This window comes from Brenneria populi (genome assembly GCF_036016195.1).
In the GTDB taxonomy this organism is placed as follows: domain Bacteria; phylum Pseudomonadota; class Gammaproteobacteria; order Enterobacterales; family Enterobacteriaceae; genus Brenneria; species Brenneria populi.
This window is the reverse complement of sequence record NZ_JAYWTM010000048.1, coordinates 1-25,161: the sequence shown is the minus strand read 5'-3', so window position 1 is coordinate 25,161 and position 25,161 is coordinate 1. Positions and strand designations below refer to the sequence as shown.

The window sequence follows — 25,161 nt, the reverse complement described above, 5'->3', positions numbered from 1 at the left end:
GTTATCGCTTAATCGCTGATAGACTCGCAAGCATAAAAAAGGCACTTCGGTGCCTTTTTTTACGCCTCTAATCATGAGTGCTAATTGAAATAAAAATAATTACTATTTACAATACCAACTTGATTGAAAATCGCGGGAAGCGGTTTTAAGCATCGCCCGCGGCGGCCTTGAAAGCTTGGCCAGCTGGCATAATGAATGAGTTGCTTTGGTATGTATGTGTGTTTATGTAACGCCGTTTCCGATAAAGCGATCCGTAAAGCCGTCCGTCAATATCAGCCCCAGTCTATGCAGCAGCTGCGCAAGTTGGTTCCGATTGGAACGGATTGCGGTAAGTGTATTCGCCAGGCGAGGAATATTCTTGAAGATGAATTGGTGCAATTAGCTGATATCTATGAAGTAGCATAAAATGTAGGGTCTTTTTTTGACTCTCCGCTTGCCGGTTCTACACTTTTAAGAACTGGAGTGGAGGAGCGTGTCATGAAAGGCGATAAAAAAGTCATTACGTATTTGAATAAGTTATTGGGTAATGAGTTAGTAGCAATCAACCAATATTTCCTGCATGCCCGAATGTTTAAAAACTGGGGCTTAACCCGTCTCAACGATCACGAGTATCATGAGTCTATTGACGAAATGAAGCACGCCGATCGCTACATTGAACGAATTCTGTTTCTCGAAGGCGTTCCCAATCTGCAAGATTTGGGCAAACTCAATATCGGCGAAGATGTTGAAGAGATCTTGCGTTCTGACCTGCAACTTGAGCTGGATGGCGCTCAGGACTTACGCGAGGCCATTGCTTATTCGGACTCCGTGCATGATTATGTCAGCAGAGATATGCTGATAGAAATCCTGGCCGATGAAGAAGGGCATATCGATTGGTTGGAAACCGAACTGGATTTGATATCCCGTCTTGGGATGCAAAATTATCTGCAAAGTCAGCTCAGAGAAGCGGAATAATCTACCGCCGTCTCCCTATTCCGGCTCGGGCATAGCGGTATGCCCGAGCCGCCGCTTGCAATCACTTCATCCTATTTGTTGCTTCTTGCGTCAATTCGCGTATAATGCGCGAGCTCGCTAAAACTGAGGCGAGCCTGATTGATTATTAAATCAGAGGGCTAAGTTTAGTTATTAGCCGAAACAACACTCCCGATATGGGGGTTATGTGCTGACGATTACACTCCCCCATCAATCGAAATGGGTGCGAGGAGTAGTTATTTACGTTTATAAATAATTGGAGCTCTGGTCTCATGCAGAACCAAAGAATCCGTATCCGCCTGAAAGCGTTTGATCATCGTCTGATCGATCAATCAACCGCGGAAATCGTCGAGACTGCCAAGCGCACTGGTGCGCAAGTCCGTGGTCCGATCCCGCTGCCGACCCGCAAAGAGCGCTTTACCGTTCTGATTTCTCCGCACGTCAATAAAGATGCGCGCGATCAGTACGAGATTCGCACTCACAAGCGTCTGGTTGACATCGTTGAGCCAACCGAGAAAACCGTTGATGCTCTGATGCGTCTGGATCTGGCTGCCGGTGTAGACGTGCAGATCAGCCTGGGTTAATCAGGTCATTGAGCGATTGAGAGGTTGAAACAATGATTGGTTTAGTCGGTAAAAAAGTGGGCATGACCCGTATCTTCACTGAAGATGGCGTATCTATCCCTGTAACCGTTATCGAAATTGAAGCAAACCGCGTCACTCAGGTTAAAGACCTGGCTAACGACGGTTACCGCGCTGTACAGGTGACTACCGGTGCTAAAAAAGCAAACCGCGTTACCAAACCAGAAGCGGGCCACTTTGCTAAAGCTGGCGTAGAAGCCGGCCGCGTCTTGCGTGAATTCCGTCTCGCCGAAGGCGAAGAGTTCACCGTAGGTCAGAGCATTAGTGTTGAAATTTTCGCAGACGTCAAAAAAGTAGACGTTACCGGTACATCTAAAGGTAAAGGTTTTGCCGGCACTGTTAAGCGCTGGAACTTCCGTACTCAGGATGCTACCCACGGTAACTCCTTGTCTCACCGCGTTCCGGGTTCCATCGGTCAGAACCAGACTCCGGGCAAAGTGTTCAAAGGCAAGAAAATGGCAGGCCAACTGGGTAACGAACGCGTAACCGTTCAGAGCCTGGACGTAGTGCGTGTTGACGCTGAGCGCAACCTGCTGCTGGTTAAGGGTGCTGTTCCGGGTGCAACCGGTGGCGACCTGATCGTTAAACCAGCTGTGAAGGCGTGAGGAGATAGCAATGGAATTAGTATTGAAAGACGCGCAAAGCGCGCTGACTGTTTCCGAAACTACCTTCGGTCGTGATTTCAACGAAGCGCTGGTACACCAGGTTGTTGTTGCTTATGCAGCAGGTGCCCGTCAAGGTACTCGCGCTCAGAAGACCCGTGCTGAAGTAACTGGTTCCGGTAAAAAACCGTGGCGTCAGAAAGGTACCGGCCGTGCGCGTTCTGGTTCTATCAAGAGCCCGATCTGGCGCTCCGGCGGCGTGACCTTTGCTGCCAAGCCTCAGGACCACAGTCAGAAAGTTAACAAAAAGATGTACCGCGGCGCGCTGAAAAGCATTTTGTCCGAACTGGTACGTCAAGATCGTTTGATCGTTGTCGAGAAGTTCTCTGTCGAAGCGCCGAAAACCAAGCTGCTGGCACAGAAACTGAAAGACATGGCGCTGGAAGACGTACTGATCATCACCGGTGAACTGGATGAAAATCTGTTCCTGGCTGCGCGCAACCTGTACAAGGTTGATGTGCGTGATGTCGCCGGTATCGATCCGGTTAGCTTGATCGCCTTCGACAAAGTCGTCATGACTGCTGAAGCTGTTAAGCAAGTTGAGGAGATGCTCGCATGATCCGTGAAGAACGTCTGCTGAAAGTTTTGCGCGCGCCGCACGTTTCTGAAAAAGCGTCTACTGCGATGGAAAAGACCAACACCATCGTTCTCAAAGTTGCTAAAGACGCGACAAAAGCAGAAATCAAAGCCGCCGTGCAGAAACTGTTTGAAGTCGAAGTCAATGATGTTCGCACCCTGGTAGTTAAAGGAAAAGTGAAACGTCATGGACAGCGTATCGGTCGTCGTAGCGACTGGAAAAAAGCTTACGTCACCCTGAAAGAAGGCCAGAATCTGGACTTCATCGGCGGCGCAGAGTAAGTCGGAGGAGTAAAGAACAATGGCAATTGTTAAATGTAAACCGACATCTCCGGGTCGTCGCCACGTTGTTAAAGTGGTTAACCCTGAGCTGCACAAGGGCAAACCTTATGCCCCGTTGCTGGAAAAGAACAGCAAATCCGGTGGCCGTAACAACAATGGCCGCATCACTACCCGTCACATCGGTGGTGGTCATAAACAGCAATATCGTCTGGTTGATTTTAAGCGCAACAAAGATGGTATTCCTGCTGTTGTTGAGCGTCTGGAGTATGATCCGAACCGTTCCGCGAATATCGCGCTGGTTCTGTATAAAGACGGCGAACGCCGTTACATCCTGGCGCCGAAAGGCCTTAAAGCAGGCGATCAGATTCAATCTGGCGTTGACGCTGCAATCAAAGCCGGCAACACCCTGCCGATGCGTAACATCCCGGTCGGTTCAACGGTTCACAACGTAGAATTGAAACCAGGCAAAGGCGGTCAGCTGGCTCGCTCCGCCGGTGCTTACGTTCAGATCGTTGCTCGTGATGGTGCTTACGTTACCCTGCGTCTGCGTTCCGGCGAAATGCGTAAAGTCGAGTCCGACTGCCGCGCGACGCTGGGCGAAGTAGGCAATGCGGAGCACATGCTGCGCGTTCTGGGTAAAGCAGGTGCTGCTCGCTGGCGTGGTGTTCGTCCTACCGTTCGCGGTACGGCGATGAACCCGGTAGACCACCCGCACGGTGGTGGTGAAGGTCGTAACTTTGGTAAGCACCCGGTATCCCCGTGGGGCCTGCAGACCAAAGGTAAGAAGACCCGCAGCAACAAGCGTACTGATAAATTTATCGTACGTCGCCGTACTAAATAATTTTAGAGGATAAACCATGCCACGTTCTCTCAAGAAAGGTCCATTTATTGACCTGCACTTGCTGAAGAAGGTAGAGAAAGCGGTGGAAAGCGGAGACAAGAAGCCTTTGCGCACTTGGTCCCGTCGTTCAACGATCTTTCCAAACATGATCGGTTTGACCATCGCTGTCCATAATGGTCGTCAGCACGTTCCGGTGTTTGTTTCCGATGAAATGGTCGGTCACAAACTGGGTGAATTCGCGCCGACTCGTACTTATCGCGGCCATGCGGCCGATAAAAAGGCTAAAAAGCGCTAAGGTAGGAGGAAGAGATGGAAACTATCGCTAAACATCGCCACGCTCGTTCTTCTGCTCAAAAGGTTCGCCTGGTGGCTGACCTGATTCGCGGTAAGAAAGTGTCGCAAGCTCTGGATATTCTGACCTACACCAACAAGAAAGCTGCTGGTCTGGTTAAAAAAGTACTGGAGTCTGCCATTGCTAACGCAGAGCACAACGATGGCGCTGACATTGATGATCTGAAAGTTGCGAAAATCTTCGTTGACGAAGGCCCAAGCATGAAGCGCATTATGCCGCGTGCCAAAGGTCGTGCGGATCGCATCCTGAAGCGTACTAGCCACATTACTGTGGTTGTGTCCGATCGCTGAGACTCTGGAGACTAGCAATGGGTCAGAAAGTACATCCTAATGGTATTCGACTGGGTATTGTCAAACCTTGGAACTCTACCTGGTATGCGAATACCAAAGAATTCGCTGACAACCTGGACAGCGACTTTAAAGTTCGTAAATACCTGACGAAGGAACTGGAAAAAGCTTCCGTTTCTCGTATCGTTATCGAACGTCCGGCTAAAAGCATCCGTGTGACCATTCACACCGCTCGTCCGGGCATCGTTATCGGTAAAAAAGGTGAAGATGTTGAAAAACTGCGTAAAGTCGTGGCGGATATCGCTGGCGTCCCTGCGCAAATCAACATCGCAGAAGTCCGTAAACCTGAGTTAGACGCTAAACTGGTTGCTGACAGCATCACTTCTCAGCTGGAACGTCGCGTGATGTTCCGCCGTGCGATGAAGCGTGCCGTACAGAATGCCATGCGTCTGGGCGCTAAAGGGATCAAAGTTGAAGTCAGCGGCCGTCTGGGCGGCGCTGAAATCGCGCGTACCGAATGGTACCGTGAAGGTCGCGTTCCGTTGCACACGCTGCGTGCGGATATCGACTACAACACCTCCGAAGCGCGCACTACTTATGGTGTTATCGGTGTGAAAGTGTGGATCTTCAAAGGTGAGATCCTGGGTGGTATGGCTGCCGTTGAACAACCGGAAAAACCGGCTGCTCAACCTAAAAAGCAGCAGCGTAAAGGCCGCAAGTAAGGAGAGTCGCTGATGTTACAACCAAAGCGTACAAAATTCCGTAAGATGCACAAGGGCCGCAACCGTGGTCTGGCTGCAGGTACGGATGTTAGCTTCGGCACTTTCGGTCTGAAAGCTGTTGGCCGCGGTCGTCTGACCGCTCGTCAAATCGAAGCTGCACGTCGTGCCATGACCCGTGCCGTTAAGCGTCAAGGTAAGATCTGGATCCGCGTATTCCCGGACAAACCGATCACCGAAAAGCCGCTTGAAGTCCGTATGGGTAAAGGTAAAGGTAACGTAGAGTATTGGGTTGCCTTGATTCAGCCAGGTAAAGTCCTGTACGAAATGGACGGTGTGCCGGAAGAGTTAGCCCGTGAGGCATTCCAACTGGCAGCAGCGAAACTGCCGATCAAAACCACCTTTGTAACTAAGACGGTGATGTAATGAAAGCACAAGAGCTGCGTGAAAAGAGCGTTGAAGAGCTGAATACCGAGCTGCTCGAACTGCTGCGCGAACAATTCAATCTGCGCATGCAGGCGGCAAGCGGTCAGCTGCAACAAACTCACCTGTTGAAACAAGTGCGTCGTAATGTTGCACGTGTTAAGACTTTACTGACTGAGAAGGCGGGTGCGTAATGACCGATAAAATCCGTACTCTGCAAGGCCGCGTCGTTAGCGATAAAATGGAGAAATCCATGGTTGTCGCCATCGAACGTTTCGTGAAACACCCGCTTTACGGTAAGTTCATTAAACGTACGACCAAGCTGCACGTACATGACGAGAACAATGAATGTGGTATCGGTGACGTGGTGGAAATCCGCGAATGCCGTCCGCTGTCTAAAACTAAGTCTTGGACGCTTGTTCGCGTTGTAGAGAAAGCGATTCTGTAATACAGTAGCGCTCTTCTCGTTATGATAAACGGCTCAATAACTGGGCCGTTTATTTTTTCTACCCATATTCAGGAAGCGGTGTTATAATGCTGCGCCCTTAATTATGGGGCATTTAAATGGCCTATTATGGGTCCTAAAAGTAGTAGTTGACATTAGCGGAGCACTAACATGATCCAAGAACAGACTATGCTGAATGTGGCCGACAACTCCGGTGCACGTCGCGTAATGTGTATCAAGGTTCTAGGTGGCTCGCACCGTCGCTACGCAGGCGTCGGCGATATCATCAAAATTACCATCAAGGAAGCAATTCCTCGCGGTAAGGTGAAGAAAGGCGATGTGCTGAAGGCGGTTGTGGTGCGCACCAAGAAGGGTGTTCGTCGCCCGGACGGTTCTGTCATTCGCTTCGATGGCAATGCTTGCGTTATTTTGAATAATAACAGCGAACAGCCTATCGGTACGCGTATTTTTGGGCCGGTAACTCGTGAACTGCGTAATGAGAAGTTCATGAAAATTATCTCTCTGGCACCAGAAGTACTCTAAGGAGCGAATCATGGCAGCGAAAATCCGTCGTGATGACGAAGTTATCGTGCTGACCGGCAAAGATAAAGGTAAGCGCGGTAAAGTAAAAAATGTCCTGTCTGCTAGTAAGGTCATTGTTGAAGGTATCAACCTGGTCAAAAAACATCAGAAGCCGGTTCCGGCCCTGAATCAACCAGGCGGCATCGTTGAAAAAGAAGCTGCAATTCAGGTTTCCAACGTTGCGATCTTCAATACGGCAACTGGTAAGGCTGACCGTGTAGGCTTTAGATTCGAAGACGGCAAAAAAGTCCGTTTCTTTAAATCTAACAGCGAAACTATCAAGTAATTTGGAGTAGTACGATGGCGAAACTGCATGATTACTACAAAGACGAAGTAGTTAATAAACTCATGACCGAGTTTAACTACAATTCTGTCATGCAAGTCCCTCGGGTCGAGAAGATCACCCTGAATATGGGTGTTGGTGAAGCGATCGCTGACAAGAAACTGCTGGATAACGCAGCAGCCGATCTGGCAGCAATCTCAGGTCAAAAACCTTTGATCACCAAAGCACGCAAATCTGTTGCAGGCTTCAAAATCCGTCAGGGCTATCCGATCGGCTGTAAAGTAACTCTGCGTGGTGAACGCATGTGGGAGTTTCTTGAGCGACTGATTTCCATTGCTGTACCGCGTATCCGTGACTTCCGTGGCCTGTCCTCTAAGTCATTCGATGGCCGTGGTAACTACAGCATGGGTGTGCGTGAGCAGATCATCTTCCCGGAAATCGACTATGACAAGGTCGATCGCGTTCGTGGTTTGGATATTACCATTACCACCACTGCGAAATCCGATGATGAAGGCCGTGCGCTGTTGGCCGCCTTTAACTTCCCATTCCGCAAGTAAGGTAGGGTTACTAATGGCTAAGCAATCCATGAAAGCACGCGAAGTCGTTCGCGTGAAACTGGCTAACAAATACCGCGCTAAACGCGAGGAATTGAAAGCTATCATCTCTGGTGTGAACTCTTCCGACGAAGAACGTTGGGATGCAGTTCTTAAGCTGCAGACTCTGCCGCGTGATTCCAGCCCGTCTCGTCAGCGTAACCGCTGCCGCCAAACTGGTCGTCCGCATGCTTTCCTGCGGAAGTTCGGGTTGAGCCGTATCAAGGTCCGTGAAGCCGCTATGCGCGGTGAAATTCCGGGTCTGAAAAAGGCTAGCTGGTAATTGTCACCAATTGAATCACGGGAGTAAAGACAGATGAGCATGCAAGATCCGATCGCGGATATGCTGACCCGTATCCGTAACGGTCAAGCCGCGAACAAAGTTGCGGTCACCATGCCTTCTTCCAAGCTGAAAGTGGCAATCGCCAACGTGCTGAAGGAAGAAGGTTTCATTAAAGATTTTAAAATCGAAGGCGACACCAAGCCTGTGCTGGAATTAGAACTTAAATATTTCCAGGGCAAGGCGGTGGTAGAGAGCATTCAGCGAGTAAGCCGTCCAGGTCTGCGCATCTATAAAAGAAAAGATGAGCTGCCGAAAGTTATGGCCGGTTTGGGTATCGCGGTTGTTTCTACCTCTAAAGGTGTTATGACCGATCGCGCAGCTCGCCAGGCAGGTCTTGGTGGCGAGATTATCTGCTACGTAGCTTAATCGGGAGGAAAGAATGTCTCGTGTTGCAAAAGCACCCGTCGTCATTCCTGCCGGCGTAGAGGTAAAACTCAACGGTCAGGTTATTTCGATTAAGGGTAAAAACGGCGAGCTGAGTCGTAAGATCCATGATGCTGTTGAAGTGAAACAGGCTGACAACGTCCTGACTTTCGCTCCGCGCGAAGGTTTCGTTGACGGATGGGCCCAGGCGGGCACCACTCGCGCTCTGCTGAACTCAATGGTTGTCGGTGTTACCGAAGGCTTCACCAAGAAGCTGCAACTGGTTGGCGTTGGTTACCGTGCTGCAGTAAAAGGCAATGTGGTGAACCTGTCTCTTGGGTTCTCTCACCCGGTTGATCACGCGCTGCCGGCAGGTATTACTGCAGAATGCCCGACTCAAACTGAAATCGTGCTGAAAGGCGCTGATAAGCAGGTTATCGGTCAGGTTGCTGCGGAATTACGCGCCTACCGTCGTCCTGAGCCTTACAAAGGCAAGGGTGTCCGTTACGCCGACGAAGTCGTGCGTACCAAAGAGGCTAAGAAGAAGTAAGGTAACACTATGGATAAGAAAGCAGCTCGTATCCGTCGTGCGACCCGCGCACGCCGCAAACTCCAGGAACTGGGTGCGACGCGTCTGGTGGTACATCGTACCCCGCGCCATATTTATGCGCAGGTCATCGCACCGAACGGTTCTGAAGTCCTGGTAGCCGCTTCTACTGTAGAAAAAGCTATCGCTGAACAACTGAAGTATACCGGCAATAAAGATGCAGCCACCGCAGTAGGTAAAGCTATTGCTGAACGCGCATTGGAAAAAGGCATCAAAGACGTTGCTTTTGACCGTTCCGGTTTCCAATATCATGGTCGAGTCCAGGCACTGGCAGATGCTGCCCGTGAAGCTGGCCTTCAGTTCTAAGGTAGAGGTGTAAGATGGCTCACATCGAGAAACAAGCTGGCGAACTGCAGGAAAAGCTGATCGCGGTAAATCGCGTATCTAAAACCGTTAAAGGTGGCCGTATTTTCTCCTTCACCGCACTGACTGTAGTGGGTGACGGCAACGGTCGCGTTGGTTTTGGCTACGGCAAAGCACGCGAAGTTCCGGCAGCGATCCAGAAAGCGATGGAAAAAGCCCGTCGCAATATGATGAATGTCGCGCTGAACAACGGCACCCTGCAGCACCCGGTTAAAGGTGCTCACACGGGTTCTCGTGTGTTCATGCAGCCGGCTTCCGAAGGTACCGGTATCATCGCCGGCGGTGCAATGCGCGCCGTTTTGGAAGTCGCAGGGGTACACAACGTATTGGCTAAAGCCTATGGTTCCACCAACCCGATTAACGTGGTTCGTGCAACGATTGACGGTCTGGCCAACATGAAGTCCCCGGAAATGGTCGCTGCCAAGCGTGGTAAATCCGTTGAAGAAATTCTGGGGTAATTAACCATGGCAAAGACTATCAAAATAACTCAAACCCGTAGTGCAATCGGTCGTCTGCCGAAACATAAGGCAACGCTGCTTGGCCTGGGTCTGCGTCGTATTGGTCATACTGTAGAACGCGAGGATACTCCTGCGGTGCGCGGTATGGTCAACGCGGTTTCCTATATGGTTAAAGTGGAGGAGTAACAGATGCGTTTGAATACTCTGTCTCCGGCCGAAGGCGCCAAACATGCCTCCAAGCGTGTAGGTCGCGGTATCGGTTCCGGCCTGGGTAAAACCGGCGGACGCGGCGTCAAAGGTCAGAACTCGCGTTCTGGCGGTGGCGTGCGTCGCGGTTTCGAAGGCGGTCAGATGCCTTTATACCGTCGCCTGCCGAAATTCGGTTTTACTTCTCGCAAAGCGATGGTGACGGCGGAAATCCGTTTGTCCGACCTGGCTAAAGTCGAAGGCGATACCGTTGATCTGAATACGCTGAAAGCCGCTAATGTTATTGGCGTTCAGATCGAATTTGCGAAAGTGATTCTGTCTGGCGAGGTTGCTCGTCCGGTAACGATTCGCGGTCTGCGCGTCACTAAAGGCGCTCGCGCTGCTATCGAAGCTGCTGGCGGTAAAATTGAGGAATAAGTAGCAGATGGCCAAACAACCAGGATTAGATTTTCAAAGTGCTAAAGGCGGAGTTGGCGAACTGAAGCGCAGACTATTGTTTGTTATCGGCGCGCTGATTGTTTTCCGTATTGGCTCTTTTATTCCGATTCCTGGTATTGATGCCACTGTGCTTGCCAAATTGCTTGAGCAACAGCGAGGCACCATCATTGAAATGTTCAACATGTTCTCTGGTGGTGCGCTCAGCCGTGCTTCTATCTTTGCCCTGGGTATCATGCCGTATATTTCGGCATCGATTATTATCCAGCTGCTGACGGTGGTTCATCCGACGCTGGCGGAAATAAAGAAAGAAGGGGAGGCTGGCCGTCGCAAGATTAGCCAGTATACCCGCTACGGTACTCTGGTACTGGCCATATTCCAGTCGATCGGTATTGCTACCGGTCTGCCGAATATGCCTGGAATGCAGGGCCTGGTGTTAAACCCGGGCTTTGCGTTCTACTTTACCGCTGTTGTAAGTCTGGTTACCGGAACGATGTTCCTGATGTGGCTGGGAGAACAGATTACGGAACGCGGTATCGGCAACGGTATCTCGATCATAATCTTCGCTGGTATTGTTGCGGGTTTGCCGCCGGCCATTGGCCATACCATCGAGCAAGCGCGGCAAGGCGACCTGCACTTCCTCCTGTTGCTGTTGGTTGCAGTTTTAGTGTTTGCAGTAACCTTCTTCGTTGTTTTCATTGAGCGTGGCCAGCGTCGTATCGTCGTCAACTACGCCAAGCGTCAACAGGGTCGTCGCGTTTATGCAGCACAGAGTACGCATTTGCCGTTGAAAGTGAATATGGCGGGGGTTATCCCGGCTATCTTCGCTTCCAGCATTATTCTGTTCCCGGCTACGATAGCATCCTGGTTCGGGGGCGGTACCGGTTGGAACTGGCTGACTACAATTTCGATGTATTTGCAGCCTGGACAACCGCTTTATGTGTTACTCTATGCGACTGCAATCATCTTCTTCTGTTTCTTCTACACTGCGTTGGTTTTCAACCCGCGCGAAACAGCAGATAACCTGAAGAAGTCCGGTGCATTCGTGCCAGGAATTCGTCCGGGAGAGCAAACGGCGAAATATATCGATAAAGTAATGACCCGCCTTACCCTGGTAGGTGCGCTTTATATTACTTTTATCTGCCTGATCCCGGAGTTCATGCGTGATGCAATGAAAGTGCCTTTCTATTTCGGCGGCACGTCATTATTGATCGTTGTTGTGGTCATCATGGACTTTATGGCTCAAGTGCAAACTCTGATGATGTCGAGTCAGTATGAGTCTGCATTGAAGAAAGCGAACCTGAAAGGTTATAACCGTTAATCGGGTGAGCTTGAGAAGTTACGGAGAGTAAAAATGAAAGTTCGTGCTTCCGTCAAGAAATTATGTCGTAACTGCAAAATCGTTAAGCGTAACGGTGTCGTTCGTGTGATTTGCAGCGCCGAACCGAAGCATAAACAGCGTCAAGGCTGATTATCTCGCATATTTTTCTTGCAAAGTTGGGTTGAGCTGGCTAGATTAGCCAGCCAATCTTTTGTCTGTAACTGCAATACTATTTGAGTATCCTGAAAACGGGCTTTTCAGAATGGTATTGCTGTATAAAATTGTAGGAGTGCATAGTGGCCCGTATAGCAGGCATTAACATTCCTGATCATAAACATACCGTTATCGCGTTAACGTCGATCTATGGTATCGGCAAAACTCGTTCGCAGGCTATTTGCGCTGCTTCGGGTATCGCCGAAAATGTTAAGATCAGTGAGCTGTCTGAAGAGCAAATCGATAAGCTGCGTGACGAAGTTGCCAAGTTTGTTGTCGAAGGCGATCTGCGTCGTGAAGTTACCCTGAGCATCAAGCGTCTGATGGACCTTGGTACTTATCGTGGTTTGCGTCATCGTCGTGGTCTGCCGGTTCGCGGTCAGCGTACCAAGACTAACGCCCGTACCCGTAAGGGTCCGCGCAAACCGATCAAGAAATAATCGGGGTGATTGAATAATGGCAAAGGCACCTATTCGTGCACGTAAGCGTGTAAGAAAGCAAGTCTCTGACGGTGTGGCTCATATCCATGCTTCTTTCAACAACACCATCGTAACTATTACCGATCGTCAGGGTAATGCGCTGGGTTGGGCAACTGCCGGTGGTTCCGGTTTCCGTGGTTCTCGTAAATCCACTCCGTTCGCCGCTCAGGTAGCAGCAGAACGCTGTGCTGAAGCAGTGAAAGAGTACGGTATCAAGAACCTGGAAGTTATGGTTAAAGGACCTGGTCCGGGCCGTGAGTCAACTATCCGCGCATTGAACGCGGCTGGTTTCCGCATCACGAATATTACTGATGTGACTCCGATCCCCCATAACGGTTGTCGTCCGCCGAAAAAGCGTCGCGTATAACGCCGCTTTTAGGATTGTTGGAGAAAGAAAATGGCTAGATATTTGGGTCCTAAGCTCAAGCTGAGCCGTCGTGAAGGCACCGACCTGTTCCTGAAGTCCGGTGTTCGTGCGATCGATTCCAAGTGTAAGATTGAACAAGCTCCTGGTCAGCACGGTGCGCGCAAGCCGCGTCTGTCTGACTATGGTGTACAGTTGCGTGAAAAGCAAAAAGTTCGCCGCATCTACGGTGTGCTGGAGCGCCAGTTCCGTAACTATTATAAAGAAGCAGCGCGTCTGAAAGGCAATACGGGTGCGAACCTGTTGCAACTGCTGGAAGGCCGTCTGGATAACGTAGTTTATCGCATGGGCTTCGGCGCCACGCGTGCGGAAGCGCGTCAGCTGGTTAGCCACAAAGCTATCATGGTAAACGGTCGCGTTGTTAACATCGCTTCTTATCAGGTATCCCCGAATGACGTAGTCAGCATCCGTGAGAAAGCTAAAAAGCAATCTCGCGTTAAGGCCGCTCTGGAGCTGGCTGAACAGCGTGAAAAGCCAACTTGGCTGGAAGTTGATGCTGCCAAGATGGAAGGTGTGTTCAAGCGTATTCCTGAACGGACCGATCTGTCTTCGGACATTAATGAACACCTGATCGTCGAGCTTTACTCCAAGTAAGGCTTAGTACCAAAGAGAGGACACAATGCAGGGTTCTGTGACAGAGTTTCTAAAACCGCGCCTGGTTGATATCGAGCAAGTGAGTTCGACGCACGCCAAGGTGACCCTTGAGCCGTTAGAGCGGGGCTTCGGCCATACTCTTGGCAACGCACTGCGCCGTATTCTGCTTTCATCCATGCCAGGTTGCGCGGTGACCGAGGTTGAGATTGATGGTGTACTACATGAGTACAGCACCAAAGAAGGCGTACAGGAAGATATCCTGGAAATCCTGCTCAACCTGAAAGGGCTGGCGGTGAGAGTTCAAGGCAAAGATGAAGTTATTCTTACCCTGAATAAATCTGGCATTGGCCCTGTGACTGCAGCCGACATCGTCCATGACGGCGATGTCGAAATCGTCAAGCCACAGCACTTGATCTGCCATCTGACCGATGAAAACGCTGCTATCAGCATGCGTATTAAAGTTCAGCGTGGCCGTGGTTATGTGCCGGCATCTGCCCGTATTCATACGGAAGAAGATGAGCGCCCGATCGGTCGTCTGTTGGTCGATGCTTGCTACAGCCCTGTAGAGCGTATTGCCTACAATGTTGAAGCGGCGCGTGTAGAACAGCGTACTGACCTGGACAAGCTGGTCATCGAAATGGAGACCAATGGCACGATCGATCCTGAAGAGGCGATCCGCCGTGCGGCCACCATTCTGGCTGAACAACTTGAAGCTTTCGTTGACCTGCGTGATGTACGTCAACCAGAAGTTAAAGAAGAGAAACCAGAATTCGATCCGATCCTGCTGCGCCCTGTTGACGATCTGGAATTGACTGTCCGCTCTGCTAACTGCCTTAAGGCAGAAGCTATCCACTACATCGGTGATCTGGTACAGCGTACCGAGGTTGAGCTGCTCAAAACGCCCAACCTGGGTAAAAAATCTCTTACTGAGATTAAAGATGTGCTGGCTTCACGCGGTTTGTCTCTGGGCATGCGCCTGGAAAACTGGCCGCCGGCAAGCATTGCTGATGAGTAACCGGATCACAGGTTAAGGTTTTACTGAGAAGGATAAGGTCATGCGCCATCGTAAGAGTGGTCGTCAACTGAACCGTAACAGCAGCCATCGTCAGGCTATGTTCCGTAACATGGCTGGTTCTTTGGTTCGTCATGAGATCATCAAGACAACCCTGCCAAAAGCAAAAGAGCTGCGTCGCGTTGTTGAACCGCTGATTACTCTTGCCAAGACCGACAGCGTTGCTAATCGTCGTCTGGCATTCGCCCGTACTCGTGATAATGAGATCGTGGCAAAACTGTTTAATGAACTGGGCCCGCGTTTCGCGAGCCGTGCCGGTGGTTACACTCGTATTCTGAAGTGTGGTTTCCGTGCAGGTGACAATGCGCCGATGGCATACATCGAGCTCGTTGATCGCTCAGCTTCTCAAACTGAAGAAGTTGCTACCGCAGAGTAATCTGCCTTAGCGTGAAAAAACCGGGGAAACCCGGTTTTTTTATGGCTGGCGTCCGGCTAGCCGCCCTTCGCTTCGGACCGTTGCTGCCGATGTTAAAAACGTTTATAGCGCGACTCTCGCCGCTATCATCCCCCAAACGCCGCGCGCGTTTTTTTTACGTCTGAATTACGCTAACCTTGATGAAGCGGCAGCACTTTCAGAGGTTATTATGTGGTTAATTGATGAATTGGTTGAGCGCCATATTACGCAAGCTCGAGAAGAGGGAGCCTTTGATAACCTCCCGGGAACGGGGAAACCATTAGTATTGGACGATGACAGCGCCGTTCCGCCTGATTTGAGAGTTGCTTATCGCCTGCTAAAAAATGCCGGCTGTCTTCCCGTCGAGCTGCAAGAGCGCAAAGAAGCATTGCAGTTGACCGATCTGCTGGAAAATATCTCCCGAGACTCCCCTGAGTATGAGTCTGTTTCCCGTCGCTTTCGCCTGCTTGAGCTGAGCCTGCGGCAACGCGGCGTTAATACTGATTTTTTGCGCGGTGAATACGCGGATTCGTTACAAAGAACCTTTAAAACGCAGAATTAATTCCGCAAATCGTCTATGTTGTAGACGCTTTTGAATTTATACTCTGCCCGTTTTATCTTGTATCCTGATTGTGAGAGGTAGGTATGGCTGTTTATCAGCATAAACGTGGCAAAATCCGGGACAATGCGATCGAAGCGTTGTTATCCGATCCGCTATTTCGCCAACGTGTTGAGGCGAATAGTAAAGGAAAAGGAAGTTACCGCAGAAAAGAGAAACATGTACGGAAAGGAAACTGGGAGGCCAGTGGTAAGCAATCCATCGATTTTTTACCTCTGGCCTTTTGCTTTTCTAAGATCTTTTAACTTCTTCGTTTATTGCAACGATTGCAGAAGCAAAAAAGACGCCGACGAATTTAGCGCAGTAATAATCTAGCGGGCTGATTATTTCTTCAGCAGATCGCGTATTTCCGTTAATAATTTTTCTTCAGCGCTGGGTTTCGGCGGAACCGCGGGAGCGACTTCTTCTTTACGACGCAATTTGTTCATCAGTTTGATGGCGATGAAAATAGCGAACGCGACGATAATGAAGTCGAAAATATTCTGAATGAACACGCCGTAATGCATAACGACGGCAGGTATGTCGCCCTGAGCGGCGCGTAATACCAGACTAAACTGTTTAAAATCCACTCCGCCGATGAGCAGTCCCAACGGGGGCATAATGATATCGGATACCAGCGAAGAAACGATTTTCCCGAAAGCCGCGCCGATAATAACCCCGACCGCCAGATCGACCACGTTCCCGCGCATAGCGAATTCGCGGAATTCTTTAATGATGCTCATGACCACTCTCCTTGATAAAAAGATAGATTAATTTTAACAAATAGTTTTATGTTTGCCATATTCTCTTATAGAGTTTAAAAATCACTCATCTTAATTATAGAAAGAACGGGCTTGGCTGGAATAGACGCTCGACATCCGGCACGAATTTTTTATCCGTTAAGAACATAATTATATGGTCGCCCTGTTCAATACGCGTGTTGTCATTGGCAATCATGACATCATCCCCGCGCACGATCGCCCCGATAGTGGTGCCCGGCGGCAGTTTTATATCTTCGATCAGCCGCCCTACGACTTTTGACGTCCCTTCATCGCCATGCGCGATAGCCTCAATGGCTTCAGCCACCCCTCTGCGCAGCGACGATACGCTGACGATGTCCGCCTTACGCACATGGCTTAGTAATGCGGAGATGGTCGCCTGCTGCGGGGAGATGGCGACATCAATCACGCTCCCCTGTACCAGATCGACATAGGCCCGACGCTGGATAAGCACCATCACTTTTTTGGCGCCCATGCGTTTGGCCAGCATGGCGGACATGATATTGGCTTCATCATCGTTGGTGATAGCGATGAACACATCCATTTGTTCGATATGTTCTTCCGCAAGAAGCTCCTGATCCGAGGCATCGCCATGAAAAACGATGGTATCCTGCAATAATTCCGCCAGCTCGGCGGCTCGCTCCGCGTTACGCTCTATCAGTTTGACGCTGTAGTCTTTCTCTAAGCGCCGAGCCAGGCCGGCGCCAACGTTGCCGCCGCCAACGATCATGATCCGCTTATACGGGTTCTCCAGCCGTTGCAGTTCGCTCATTACCGCTCGGATATTCTGCGATGCGGCGACGAAAAATACTTCATCCCCCGCTTCGATAACGGTAGAGCCCTGGGGACGAATCGGGCGATCGTGACGGAAAATGGCGGCGACGCGGGTTTCTATATGCGGCATATGTTCGCGGATGGACGACAATGCGTTGCCGACCAGCGGGCCGCCATAGTAGGCATTGACCGCCGCAATACTCACTTTGCCCTGGGCGAAATTAACCACCTGAAGGGCGCCGGGATATTCAATCAGCTTGTAGATATTATCGATTACCAACTGTTCCGGAGAGATTAAATAATCAATAGGAACGGCCTCGGGCAGAAATAAACGATCGGCTTCGCGCATATATTCCGACGATCTTATCCGTGCGATGCGATTCGGCGTATTGAAAAGCGAATAGGCTATTTGGCAGGCGATCATATTCGTTTCATCGGAATTGGTGACCGCGACCAACATATCCGCATCTTCCGCCCCCGCTTCATGCAACACCCTGGGATGGGAGGCATAGCCGGTGACGACCCGGAGATCAAATTTATCCTGCAACTGGCGCAAACGGGTGGTATCGGTATCGACGACGGTGATGTCGTTATTTTCACCGGCCAAATTCTCCGCCAGCGTACCGCCTACCTGGCCGGCGCCAAGAATAATAATCTTCATAGTTAATTCTGCCGTATGTGATATTGCCGTGTGACCCAGGACGCAATACTGGGTCTAACGCGCTTTTTTTACCAGCCTTGCATAAAAGAAGCCGTCGCCATCTTCCGGGCTGGGGAGTTTTTGCAGCCCCGGCTTAGCCGATGTTCCGGTGCCGGCTAATTGAGCATCCGCGTGGCGCCGCAAGAAATTATCTATTTGCTGATGATTTTCTTCCGGCAAGATTGAACAGGTGGCGTAAACCAATGTACCGCCGGTTTTCAGGCGCGGCCAGATTGCATCGAGAATGTTTTTTTGCAGTAGCGCGAGTTCGGCGATGTCATTATCACGGCGTAGCCATTTGATATCGGGATGACGTCGAATAACGCCGGTGGCCGAACAGGGCGCGTCCAGCAAAATACGGTCGAAGATGGCATCGCCGCACCAGTCTTGCGGCTGACGCCCGTCGCCCTGCTTTAATTCGGCGTTTAGCCGTAAGCGCTGTAAATTTTCTCTGACCCTAGCGAGCCTTTCATCATCAATATCGACGGCCAGCACGCGCGCTTTCGGCGCAGCCTCAAGAATATGGGTGGTTTTACCGCCCGGCGCGGCGCATAGGTCGAGGATCTGTTCGCCATCCTGAGGGGAGAGCCAGTAAACGCAGCCCTGGGCGGAGGCGTCTTGTACGGTAACCCACCCTTGGTCAAAACCGGGCAGCAGGTTGACCGCGCAAGGGGTCGACAGCCTGATGGCATCCGGGTAATCGGGGTGAGACAGCGCTGCTATGCCTTGTTGTTCGAGCAACGCGAGGTATTCATCGCGGGTGTGATGCAACCGGTTGACCCGTAGCCACATTGGCGGGCGCTGGTTATTGGCATCAATAATCTGCTGCCAGTTTTGCGGATAGGCGCTTTTAATGCGCGTCAGCAGCCAGCCGGGATGCAGGTAGCGCGCGGGTGTATTCGCCATGCGTTGCAGCAGCTCGTCCTGTTGGCGCTGAAACTGGCGCAATACGCCGTTAATCAGTCCTTTGAGCTGCGGGCGTTTCAGGGCGACGGCGCCTTCTACCGTTTCAGCCAGCGCGGCATGCGGCGGAATGCGGGTATAGAGCAGCTGATAGATACCGACCATGATCAGGTAGTGTAAGGCGCGCTGTTTCCCGGTTAACGGTTTTGCCATCAGCTGCTGAATACACCACTCTAACTGCGGCAATACGCGTAGTACGCCAAAGCATAGTTCTTGCAATAGCGCGCGATCCTTATCGGCGATCTCTTTTTGGTACGCGGGCAATAAAGCGCTGAGCGACTGTCCATGGTCCAGTACTTGCCCTACCGCTTTAGCGGTAATGCTGCGAAGGTTATATGAGCTTTTCATGAGTTAGCGACTACGTAATGGATAGGGTATGCCGGCGAATAATCATCGCGCCGGCATGAGATATCGATTAGGCCAGAATATTGCCCGGAATAAACCATTCGCGCCGGGAGTTCAGTAAATCCTGCGCGGCCATGGCTTTTTTACCCGCCGGCTGTAATTCAAGGATGGTTAATACGCCATCTGAAGTTGCGACCTGAATGCCTTTTTTGTCGGCCTGTAAAATAGTGCCGGGCAGGGATTGATGCTCCGCGGCGTCAGCCTGACATTTCCATACCTTAATCGGCTGCTCATTCACGATAAAATAGCTGACCGGCCAAGGATTGAAGGCGCGTACGCAACGCTCAAGCTGGGCGGCGGAAAGCCGCCAGTCGAGGCGAGCTTCTTCTTTGCCGAGTTTTTCCGCGTAGGTGGCCTGCGCGTCATCCTGAGGCTCCGCCGTTATTTGACCCGCGGCAAGCCGCTCCAGGGTTGCCAATAATCCGCGCGGCCCCAGTTCGGCCAATTTTTCGTATAGCGTGGCGCTGGTATCCTGCGGCAGGATAGGGCATTCAATCTTATGCAGCATCGCGCCGGTATCCAGGCCCGCGTCCATCTGCATGATAGTTACGCCGGTACTCCGATCGCCGGCCCACAGGGCGCGTTGAATCGGCGCGGCGCCTCGCCAGCGCGGCAGCAGCGAACCGTGCACATTAAGGCAACCAAGACGCGGCATGTCCAGCACCGCCTGCGGCAGAATCAGCCCGTAGGCGACAACCACCATCACATCGGCGTGCAGCGCCCTAACCCTATCCATCCCCTCGGATTGGCGCAGCGACCTGGGCTGATATACCGGAATGCCATGCTGGTGCGCCAGCGCTTTTACCGGACTGGCGGTTAACTTGTTCCCGCGTCCCGCCGGGCGATCCGGCTGCGTGAAAACGCCGACCACCTGGTGCTTGGACGATAACAGAGCCGCAAGATGACGCGCGGCGAAATCCGGCGTTCCCGCAAAGATAATACGTAAAGAATCAGACACGTTGTTTCCTGTCAGGGAGATAAATGATTAACCCCGGCTGTTTTGTTTGGCTAATTTTTCCAGCTTCTGGCGGATCCTCTGACGCTTGAGCGGAGAGAGGTAATCGATGAACAGTTTTCCGACCAGGTGATCCATTTCATGCTGAATACAGATGGCCAGCAGGCCGTCGGTTTCCAGTTCAAAGGCGTTCCCTTCCCGATCCAGGGCGCGCACTTTCACATGCTCGGCACGCGGCACCAGCGCTCTGGTTTCAGGAATCGACAGGCAGCCTTCTTCTATGCCGGTATCGCCGTCTTTCTCAAGCAGTTCGGGATTAATCAATACCAGCCTCTGATCCCGCGATTCCGAAACATCGATAACAATAATGCGTTGATGTATATCCACCTGAGTGGCGGCCAGGCCAATGCCTTCCTCTGCATACATGGTATCGAACATATCATCGACGATACGCTGGATGTCTGCATTGACTTCTTTTACGGGCTTCGCCGTTATGCGTAGCCGTTCGTCCGGAAAATGTAATACCTGCAAAACTGACATATATATTTAGATCTGTATCCGAGTGATGGGAGAGTATCAGCGCTTATTCTAGACATTTCCCGCACCGATTGACAGCATTGGCAATGATATTGACGGTTGGCCCGAAGGCGACGGAATAAGGGATGCGCAATGTTATTGACGGAAATTTGGCTGCGCTTAATGGGGGTAAAACATTTGCGGGCCGGTCGGGCCGGGCAAATCGCCAAAGCGCTTATCGCCGAGGGCCGTTACGACCGGGAAGTTTTAATCTCCCTCGGCATGACCGATGTCCAGGCGGAGCAATTCCAGCGCTGCGATGGGAAAATGCTGGACCAGACCCTGGGGTGGCTGTCGCAGCCCGCGCACCATATGGTGAGTTGTACCGATGAGCGATACCCATTTCTATTGGGAAATATCAGCGCTTATCCGCTCTTGCTGTTTGTCGCGGGCGAACTCTCTCAATTGGCGTCGCCGCAAATCGCCATCGTCGGCAGCCGTAACAATAGTACCTACGGCGAGCAGTGGGGACAATTTTTCGCGCAAGAACTGGCGGTTAACGATCTTATCATCACTAGCGGACTGGCCGTCGGCATCGACGGTATCGCGCACCGCGCCGCGCTGGACGCCGGGGGAAAGACGATTGCGGTTTTAGGCAGCGGCCTGGCGCATATCTACCCCCGGCGTCATCAAGGGCTTGCCGCGCGAATTCTTGAACACGGCGGCGCGCTGGTTTCCGAATTTCCCCTGTCGACGCCGCCGCTGCCCGCCCACTTCCCAAGACGCAACCGTATTATTAGCGGGTTGAGCCTGGGCGTTCTGGTTATCGAGGCATCCATACGCAGCGGGTCGCTGGTGACGGCCCGCTATGCCTTGGATCAAGGCCGGGACGTATTTGCCTTGCCCGGTCCGATCGGCAATCCGATGACGGAAGGCACGCATTGGCTGATTCAACAGGGCGCCTACCTTGTCACACACCCTAAAAACGTGGTTGAACAGCTGATAAGCGGGCTTCAATGGCTGCCGACAGGGGGCGAGGGAATTATTTCTGCCGTAGAAGAGGATGTTGAATTGCCATTTGCTGATGTGTTGGCTAACGTAGGAGATGAGGTTACACCTGTTGACGTTGTCGCTGAACGTGCCGGCCAACCTGTGCCAGAGATAGTGGGTAAACTATTGGAACTGGAGTTAGCAGGATGGATCGCAGCAGTACCCGGCGGCTATGTCCGATTAAGGAGGGCATGCCATGTTCGACGTACTCATGTACTTGTTTGAAACTTATATCCACAATGAAACTGAAATGCGTGTCGATCAGGATACGTTGACTGATGACCTCACCCGCGCTGGATTTCATCGTAACGATATCTATAGCGCGTTGAGTTGGCTGGAAAAATTGGCCGACATCCAGGAAGGGCAGAATACGCCGCTCAACCTGGCTCACGACCCGTTGGCAATACGTATTTACACGCAGGATGAAGAACAGCGTCTGGATGCCGATTGCCGCGGTTTTTTACTGTTTCTCGAACAGATCCAGGTATTGAATCTGGAGACGCGCGAGATGGTGATCGACCGGGTAATGGCGCTTGAAACGCAGGAATTTGATCTGGAAGATCTGAAATGGGTCATTCTGATGGTGCTTTTTAACGTGCCTGGGTGTGAAAACGCGTATCAACAAATGGAAGAACTCCTGTTTGAGGAAAATGACGGTTATGTGCAGTAGCCTGGAGCGCAATGGGTAAGGAATGGCTAAAACCGTACTTTTCGCCGATAAAAAACAAGAAGTATGCCCTGAATGCGGGTCTGTGCTGGTTATCCGTTCCGGACGGCACGGGCCTTTTCTTGGCTGCTCTCGCTACCCGGAATGCGAGTTTATTCGTCCGCTTAAGGCTCAGGCCGACGGCCATGTGGTCAAGGTGCTCGATGGACAGCTGTGTCCGCGTTGCCAATCAACGCTCGTGTTAAGGCAGGGACGCTATGGCATGTTCATCGGCTGTGAAAACTATCCGGCGTGCAACCATACGGAGGCGATCGATCGCCCGGATGAAACGGCGCTGCGCTGCCCGCAATGCCGTAAAGGCACGCTGTTACAGCGTAAATCACGCTACGGAAAAGTGTTTCATGCCTGCGATCGTTATCCTGAGTGCCAATTCACGCTCAATAATAAACCGGTCGCCGGGGAGTGCCCCCACTGCCGCTATCCTTTGCTGATCGAAAAGAAAACGGCGCAGGGCATCAAGCTCTTTTGCGCCAGTAAATCATGTGGAAAGCCGGTAACGGCTGAAGTTGATAATAATGAATGATATTTCTGGCGATTTACCGGCATCTATTTTGCATGCATTGCTCAATGAAGAAGTCATTGCCTATCCCACCGAGGCCGTTTTCGGCCTGGGGTGCGATCCGGATAGCGAGCTTGCGGTCGGCCGTCTGCTGGCATTGAAGCAACGCCCGTGGCAAAAAGGTTTGATTCTGATTGCGGCTGATTATCGGCAGTTGGAACCTTATATCGACGACCGGGCGCTGTCCGGCGCGCAAAGAGAGATGATGTTTTCTCGCTGGCCCGGGCCTGTTACCTGGGTGATCCCCGCCAAAACGACGACGCCAAAATGGCTGACCGGGCAGTTTGACTCGCTTGCCGTGCGGGTCAGCGCTCATCCGTTGGTGAAAAAATTGTGTCTTGATTACGGCAAGCCGCTGGTTTCAACCAGCGCTAACTTGAGTGGTCAGCCGCCTTGTCGTTCCGAGCAGGAGGTTTATCAACAGTTTGGCGACGATTTTCCCGTGCTGCGCGGAAAGGTCGGGGGAAGAGACAATCCTTCTGAAATTAGAGATGTTTTAACCGGTGAATTGCTGCGCCAGGGTTGAGGTAGAGGTTGGAGAGTATCGTGTCCGAAATAAAGTCTTTTGCGGTTTTTGGTAATCCAATCGCGCATAGCAAGTCACCGCGTATACATGAGCTATTTGCCGCGCAGAGCGGCATTGAACTGAACTATCAACGTCTATTGGCGCCGTTGGACGGTTTTGAGACGGCGCTGCAGAGCTACTTTCAGGCGGGCGCTCATGGGGCGAACATCACCGTTCCGTTTAAGGAGCGGGCCTGTGCGCAAGCCGATGTATTAAGCGAACAGGCGGCGCTTGCCGGTGCCGTCAACACGTTGAAAAGGCAGAATGACGGACGCCTGTTTGGTGATAATACCGATGGCGTCGGCCTACTGAGTGATTTACAGCGTCTGAATTTTATCCAGGCGCAGGATCGTATTTTATTGGTCGGCGCGGGGGGCGCGGCGCGCGGCGTGATTCAGCCGCTGCTGGCCTATGGCTGCTCGATTGTATTGGCCAACAGGACGTTCGCTAAAGCGGAGCACCTGGTTAATCTGTTCCGTTCTTTTGGTAATATTCAGGCGGCTGAATTGGATGATCTGCGCGGACGACATTTTGATCTGATGATTAATGCCACCTCTTCAGGCATTCACGGCGCGACGCCGGATTTGCCGATCTCGTCGATCTCGCCGCAAACATGTTGTTATGACATGTTCTATCAGTCCCGACTGACGCCGTTTTTAGCCTGGTGCGCGCAGCATGGCGCAACCCGCTATGCCGATGGTTTAGGTATGCTGGTGGGGCAGGCGGCGCACTCTTTTCAAATCTGGAATAGCGTCATGCCGGATGTCATTCCCGTTATTGAACAGCTAAAACGGGAGCTGGAGTAGTGAATCAGGCTATCCAGTTTCCGGATCGCGAAAGCTGGGATGATGAGCTTAAGGCCGTTTGTTTTCCTGTCCTGATTAATGGATTTCAACAGACATGCCGCATCAGCGCCGGGCAGCTAGCGCAACGCTATGGCGGAGACGCTCCGGAACAGTGTCTATCGCTGTTCCGGCAGCACCGTTGGGATTTGGAAGAGATCTTTGAGAAAATGGTGCTGAATGATGAATACGATAGCCAGGGCTATTTCTCATTGTCCTGAGAAATATAGTCATTTTTCCAGCGAACATAGTTATTCGCCGAATATAACAGCCCGGCTACTTCTTCCGGACTCAAAGGGCGGACTCTTTTAGCCGGGCTACCTAAATACAGATAACCGCTTTCCAGCCGTTTACCCGGAGAAACCAGACTGCCCGCGCCGATCATCACGTCATCTTCAATAACGGCGCCGTCAAGAATGATGGAACCCATCCCCACTAACACGCGATTGCCTATCGTGCAGCCATGCAGCATCGCTTTATGCCCGACGGTCACATCTTCCCCGATGATTAACGGATTGCCCGCCGGGTTATTTTCTGTACCGTGCGTGATATGCAGTACGGAACCATCCTGGATGTTGCTTCTTGCGCCGATATGAATGTGGTTCACGTCTCCGCGGATGGCGACAAGAGGCCAAATACCGACGTCGTCGCCAAGAGTTACCTTACCGATGATAACGCTGGACGAATCAATCATCACGTTTTTGCCAATGACAGGAAATTCACCTTTATAGCCACGAATTTTTTCTGAATCCATCGGTAACCCCCTGTTGATTACACTTATATGTGAATGGATAGAC

44 protein-coding genes are annotated in these 25,161 nt (G+C 51.5%); 38 read left to right on the top strand and 6 right to left on the bottom strand.

Annotated elements, in window-relative coordinates; translation table 11 throughout:
• The first annotated feature begins 210 nt into the window (after positions 1-210).
• The 32 genes from bfd to VSX58_RS21880 all read left to right on the top strand — a co-directional run bounded on the left by bfd (position 211) and on the right by VSX58_RS21880 (position 15,795).
• Positions 211-405 carry a bacterioferritin-associated ferredoxin gene (bfd, locus tag VSX58_RS22035; protein ID WP_327615905.1) on the top strand — a complete coding sequence of 65 codons (195 nt, stop codon included), beginning with the start codon at positions 211-213 and terminating at the stop codon, positions 403-405.
• A gap of 72 nt (positions 406-477) precedes the next feature.
• Positions 478-954: a bacterioferritin gene (gene bfr / locus VSX58_RS22030; RefSeq protein WP_327619929.1), complete on the top strand. Its 477-nt coding sequence runs from the start codon at positions 478-480 to the stop codon at positions 952-954.
• Positions 955-1,244: 290 nt separating this feature from the next.
• Positions 1,245-1,556: a 30S ribosomal protein S10 gene (gene rpsJ / locus VSX58_RS22025; protein WP_001181005.1), complete on the top strand. Its 312-nt coding sequence runs from the start codon at positions 1,245-1,247 to the stop codon at positions 1,554-1,556.
• A 32-nt stretch (positions 1,557-1,588) separates the two neighbouring features.
• Positions 1,589-2,218 (top strand): 50S ribosomal protein L3, encoded by a 630-nt coding sequence (gene rplC / locus VSX58_RS22020; protein WP_327615903.1) that lies wholly within the window; start codon positions 1,589-1,591, stop codon positions 2,216-2,218.
• Between the two features lie 10 nt (positions 2,219-2,228).
• Complete coding sequence (rplD, locus tag VSX58_RS22015; protein WP_048637244.1) at positions 2,229-2,834, top strand: 50S ribosomal protein L4; 606 nt, start codon at positions 2,229-2,231, stop codon at positions 2,832-2,834.
• Positions 2,831-3,133, top strand: a complete 303-nt coding sequence (gene rplW, locus VSX58_RS22010) for a 50S ribosomal protein L23 (protein WP_327615902.1) — start codon at positions 2,831-2,833, stop codon at positions 3,131-3,133. Before rplD ends, rplW begins: the two co-directional genes overlap by 4 nt.
• A gap of 19 nt (positions 3,134-3,152) precedes the next feature.
• Entirely contained in the window at positions 3,153-3,974 is an 822-nt protein-coding gene (rplB, locus tag VSX58_RS22005; protein ID WP_327615901.1) for a 50S ribosomal protein L2, read from the top strand.
• 16 nt (positions 3,975-3,990) lie between these two features.
• Positions 3,991-4,269, top strand: a complete 279-nt coding sequence (gene rpsS / locus VSX58_RS22000) for a 30S ribosomal protein S19 (RefSeq protein ID WP_004929772.1) — start codon at positions 3,991-3,993, stop codon at positions 4,267-4,269.
• 14 nt (positions 4,270-4,283) lie between these two features.
• A complete protein-coding gene (gene rplV / locus VSX58_RS21995; RefSeq protein ID WP_012764045.1) occupies positions 4,284-4,616 on the top strand; it encodes a 50S ribosomal protein L22 in 333 nt (110 codons plus the stop codon).
• Between the two features lie 17 nt (positions 4,617-4,633).
• Positions 4,634-5,335: a 30S ribosomal protein S3 gene (gene rpsC / locus VSX58_RS21990; protein WP_327615900.1), complete on the top strand. Its 702-nt coding sequence runs from the start codon at positions 4,634-4,636 to the stop codon at positions 5,333-5,335.
• Positions 5,336-5,347: 12 nt separating this feature from the next.
• The gene (rplP, locus tag VSX58_RS21985) at positions 5,348-5,758 is read left to right on the top strand and encodes a 50S ribosomal protein L16 (RefSeq protein WP_009111208.1); all 411 of its coding nucleotides are present in this window, start codon (positions 5,348-5,350) and stop codon (positions 5,756-5,758) included.
• Complete coding sequence (gene rpmC, locus VSX58_RS21980; RefSeq protein ID WP_048637248.1) at positions 5,758-5,949, top strand: 50S ribosomal protein L29; 192 nt, start codon at positions 5,758-5,760, stop codon at positions 5,947-5,949. Before rplP ends, rpmC begins: the two co-directional genes overlap by 1 nt.
• Positions 5,949-6,203 (top strand): 30S ribosomal protein S17, encoded by a 255-nt coding sequence (gene rpsQ, locus VSX58_RS21975; protein ID WP_011095505.1) that lies wholly within the window; start codon positions 5,949-5,951, stop codon positions 6,201-6,203. Before rpmC ends, rpsQ begins: the two co-directional genes overlap by 1 nt.
• A gap of 168 nt (positions 6,204-6,371) precedes the next feature.
• Positions 6,372-6,743, top strand: coding sequence for a 50S ribosomal protein L14 (gene rplN / locus VSX58_RS21970; protein WP_000613954.1), 372 nt, complete (start codon positions 6,372-6,374; stop codon positions 6,741-6,743).
• Positions 6,744-6,753: 10 nt separating this feature from the next.
• Positions 6,754-7,068 (top strand): 50S ribosomal protein L24, encoded by a 315-nt coding sequence (gene rplX, locus VSX58_RS21965; protein WP_319606524.1) that lies wholly within the window; start codon positions 6,754-6,756, stop codon positions 7,066-7,068.
• A gap of 14 nt (positions 7,069-7,082) precedes the next feature.
• The gene (rplE, locus tag VSX58_RS21960; RefSeq protein ID WP_327619928.1) at positions 7,083-7,622 is read left to right on the top strand and encodes a 50S ribosomal protein L5; all 540 of its coding nucleotides are present in this window, start codon (positions 7,083-7,085) and stop codon (positions 7,620-7,622) included.
• 13 nt (positions 7,623-7,635) lie between these two features.
• On the top strand, positions 7,636-7,941 hold the full coding sequence (rpsN, locus tag VSX58_RS21955; protein ID WP_327615898.1) for a 30S ribosomal protein S14: 306 nt from the start codon (positions 7,636-7,638) through the stop codon (positions 7,939-7,941).
• 33 nt (positions 7,942-7,974) lie between these two features.
• On the top strand, positions 7,975-8,367 hold the full coding sequence (rpsH, locus tag VSX58_RS21950; protein ID WP_327615897.1) for a 30S ribosomal protein S8: 393 nt from the start codon (positions 7,975-7,977) through the stop codon (positions 8,365-8,367).
• Positions 8,368-8,380: 13 nt separating this feature from the next.
• Complete coding sequence (rplF, locus tag VSX58_RS21945) at positions 8,381-8,914, top strand: 50S ribosomal protein L6 (protein ID WP_327615896.1); 534 nt, start codon at positions 8,381-8,383, stop codon at positions 8,912-8,914.
• Between the two features lie 9 nt (positions 8,915-8,923).
• Positions 8,924-9,277: a 50S ribosomal protein L18 gene (gene rplR, locus VSX58_RS21940; RefSeq protein ID WP_048637252.1), complete on the top strand. Its 354-nt coding sequence runs from the start codon at positions 8,924-8,926 to the stop codon at positions 9,275-9,277.
• Between the two features lie 14 nt (positions 9,278-9,291).
• A complete protein-coding gene (rpsE, locus tag VSX58_RS21935; protein ID WP_005970257.1) occupies positions 9,292-9,792 on the top strand; it encodes a 30S ribosomal protein S5 in 501 nt (166 codons plus the stop codon).
• Positions 9,793-9,798: 6 nt separating this feature from the next.
• Positions 9,799-9,978: a 50S ribosomal protein L30 gene (gene rpmD / locus VSX58_RS21930; protein ID WP_004846568.1), complete on the top strand. Its 180-nt coding sequence runs from the start codon at positions 9,799-9,801 to the stop codon at positions 9,976-9,978.
• Positions 9,979-9,981: 3 nt separating this feature from the next.
• On the top strand, positions 9,982-10,416 hold the full coding sequence (gene rplO / locus VSX58_RS21925; RefSeq protein ID WP_239785613.1) for a 50S ribosomal protein L15: 435 nt from the start codon (positions 9,982-9,984) through the stop codon (positions 10,414-10,416).
• A 7-nt stretch (positions 10,417-10,423) separates the two neighbouring features.
• The gene (gene secY, locus VSX58_RS21920) at positions 10,424-11,755 is read left to right on the top strand and encodes a preprotein translocase subunit SecY (protein WP_327615895.1); all 1,332 of its coding nucleotides are present in this window, start codon (positions 10,424-10,426) and stop codon (positions 11,753-11,755) included.
• Positions 11,756-11,788: 33 nt separating this feature from the next.
• Entirely contained in the window at positions 11,789-11,905 is a 117-nt protein-coding gene (gene rpmJ / locus VSX58_RS21915; protein WP_002227352.1) for a 50S ribosomal protein L36, read from the top strand.
• A 146-nt stretch (positions 11,906-12,051) separates the two neighbouring features.
• Complete coding sequence (rpsM, locus tag VSX58_RS21910; protein ID WP_150437818.1) at positions 12,052-12,408, top strand: 30S ribosomal protein S13; 357 nt, start codon at positions 12,052-12,054, stop codon at positions 12,406-12,408.
• Between the two features lie 16 nt (positions 12,409-12,424).
• Positions 12,425-12,814: a 30S ribosomal protein S11 gene (rpsK, locus tag VSX58_RS21905; protein ID WP_002919257.1), complete on the top strand. Its 390-nt coding sequence runs from the start codon at positions 12,425-12,427 to the stop codon at positions 12,812-12,814.
• A 30-nt stretch (positions 12,815-12,844) separates the two neighbouring features.
• Positions 12,845-13,465 carry a 30S ribosomal protein S4 gene (gene rpsD, locus VSX58_RS21900; RefSeq protein WP_208229557.1) on the top strand — a complete coding sequence of 207 codons (621 nt, stop codon included), beginning with the start codon at positions 12,845-12,847 and terminating at the stop codon, positions 13,463-13,465.
• Between the two features lie 25 nt (positions 13,466-13,490).
• On the top strand, positions 13,491-14,480 hold the full coding sequence (locus tag VSX58_RS21895) for a DNA-directed RNA polymerase subunit alpha (protein WP_048637257.1): 990 nt from the start codon (positions 13,491-13,493) through the stop codon (positions 14,478-14,480).
• A 40-nt stretch (positions 14,481-14,520) separates the two neighbouring features.
• Positions 14,521-14,913 carry a 50S ribosomal protein L17 gene (rplQ, locus tag VSX58_RS21890; RefSeq protein WP_048637258.1) on the top strand — a complete coding sequence of 131 codons (393 nt, stop codon included), beginning with the start codon at positions 14,521-14,523 and terminating at the stop codon, positions 14,911-14,913.
• A 208-nt stretch (positions 14,914-15,121) separates the two neighbouring features.
• Positions 15,122-15,493: a DnaJ family domain-containing protein gene (locus VSX58_RS21885; protein ID WP_327619927.1), complete on the top strand. Its 372-nt coding sequence runs from the start codon at positions 15,122-15,124 to the stop codon at positions 15,491-15,493.
• An 83-nt stretch (positions 15,494-15,576) separates the two neighbouring features.
• The gene (locus VSX58_RS21880) at positions 15,577-15,795 is read left to right on the top strand and encodes an alternative ribosome-rescue factor A (RefSeq protein ID WP_327619926.1); all 219 of its coding nucleotides are present in this window, start codon (positions 15,577-15,579) and stop codon (positions 15,793-15,795) included.
• 78 nt (positions 15,796-15,873) lie between these two features.
• Here VSX58_RS21880 and mscL read toward each other — a convergent pair whose 3' ends face one another.
• The 5 genes from mscL to def form a co-directional block, all read right to left on the bottom strand.
• A complete protein-coding gene (gene mscL, locus VSX58_RS21875) occupies positions 15,874-16,272 on the bottom strand; it encodes a large-conductance mechanosensitive channel protein MscL (RefSeq protein WP_327619925.1) in 399 nt (132 codons plus the stop codon).
• A gap of 94 nt (positions 16,273-16,366) precedes the next feature.
• Positions 16,367-17,743, bottom strand: a complete 1,377-nt coding sequence (gene trkA, locus VSX58_RS21870; protein WP_327619924.1) for a Trk system potassium transporter TrkA — start codon at positions 17,741-17,743, stop codon at positions 16,367-16,369.
• Positions 17,744-17,797: 54 nt separating this feature from the next.
• Complete coding sequence (rsmB, locus tag VSX58_RS21865) at positions 17,798-19,093, bottom strand: 16S rRNA (cytosine(967)-C(5))-methyltransferase RsmB (RefSeq protein WP_327619923.1); 1,296 nt, start codon at positions 19,091-19,093, stop codon at positions 17,798-17,800.
• A gap of 67 nt (positions 19,094-19,160) precedes the next feature.
• Positions 19,161-20,108, bottom strand: coding sequence for a methionyl-tRNA formyltransferase (fmt, locus tag VSX58_RS21860; RefSeq protein WP_327619922.1), 948 nt, complete (start codon positions 20,106-20,108; stop codon positions 19,161-19,163).
• A gap of 27 nt (positions 20,109-20,135) precedes the next feature.
• On the bottom strand, positions 20,136-20,645 hold the full coding sequence (def, locus tag VSX58_RS21855) for a peptide deformylase (RefSeq protein ID WP_327619921.1): 510 nt from the start codon (positions 20,643-20,645) through the stop codon (positions 20,136-20,138).
• A gap of 129 nt (positions 20,646-20,774) precedes the next feature.
• Between def and dprA the strand changes: the two genes are divergently transcribed.
• From dprA to VSX58_RS21825, 6 genes are read left to right on the top strand one after another with little or no spacing between them, the layout of a single operon-like run.
• Positions 20,775-21,896 (top strand): DNA-protecting protein DprA, encoded by a 1,122-nt coding sequence (gene dprA / locus VSX58_RS21850; protein ID WP_327619920.1) that lies wholly within the window; start codon positions 20,775-20,777, stop codon positions 21,894-21,896.
• A complete protein-coding gene (locus VSX58_RS21845; protein WP_048637267.1) occupies positions 21,868-22,341 on the top strand; it encodes a DUF494 family protein in 474 nt (157 codons plus the stop codon). The genes dprA and VSX58_RS21845 overlap by 29 nt, the downstream gene beginning before the upstream one ends.
• 22 nt (positions 22,342-22,363) lie before the next feature.
• Positions 22,364-22,921, top strand: coding sequence for a DNA topoisomerase family protein (locus VSX58_RS21840; protein ID WP_327615885.1), 558 nt, complete (start codon positions 22,364-22,366; stop codon positions 22,919-22,921).
• Positions 22,914-23,483 (top strand): L-threonylcarbamoyladenylate synthase type 1 TsaC, encoded by a 570-nt coding sequence (gene tsaC / locus VSX58_RS21835; protein ID WP_327619919.1) that lies wholly within the window; start codon positions 22,914-22,916, stop codon positions 23,481-23,483. Before VSX58_RS21840 ends, tsaC begins: the two co-directional genes overlap by 8 nt.
• A gap of 20 nt (positions 23,484-23,503) precedes the next feature.
• On the top strand, positions 23,504-24,328 hold the full coding sequence (gene aroE, locus VSX58_RS21830) for a shikimate dehydrogenase (protein ID WP_327619918.1): 825 nt from the start codon (positions 23,504-23,506) through the stop codon (positions 24,326-24,328).
• Positions 24,328-24,585: a DUF1488 family protein gene (locus tag VSX58_RS21825; RefSeq protein WP_327619917.1), complete on the top strand. Its 258-nt coding sequence runs from the start codon at positions 24,328-24,330 to the stop codon at positions 24,583-24,585. The genes aroE and VSX58_RS21825 overlap by 1 nt, the downstream gene beginning before the upstream one ends.
• Here VSX58_RS21825 and VSX58_RS21820 read toward each other — a convergent pair.
• Complete coding sequence (locus VSX58_RS21820; protein WP_327619930.1) at positions 24,567-25,118, bottom strand: gamma carbonic anhydrase family protein; 552 nt, start codon at positions 25,116-25,118, stop codon at positions 24,567-24,569. The two genes, VSX58_RS21825 and VSX58_RS21820, sit on opposite strands and share 19 nt — an antisense overlap.
• Positions 25,119-25,161 lie beyond the last annotated feature (43 nt).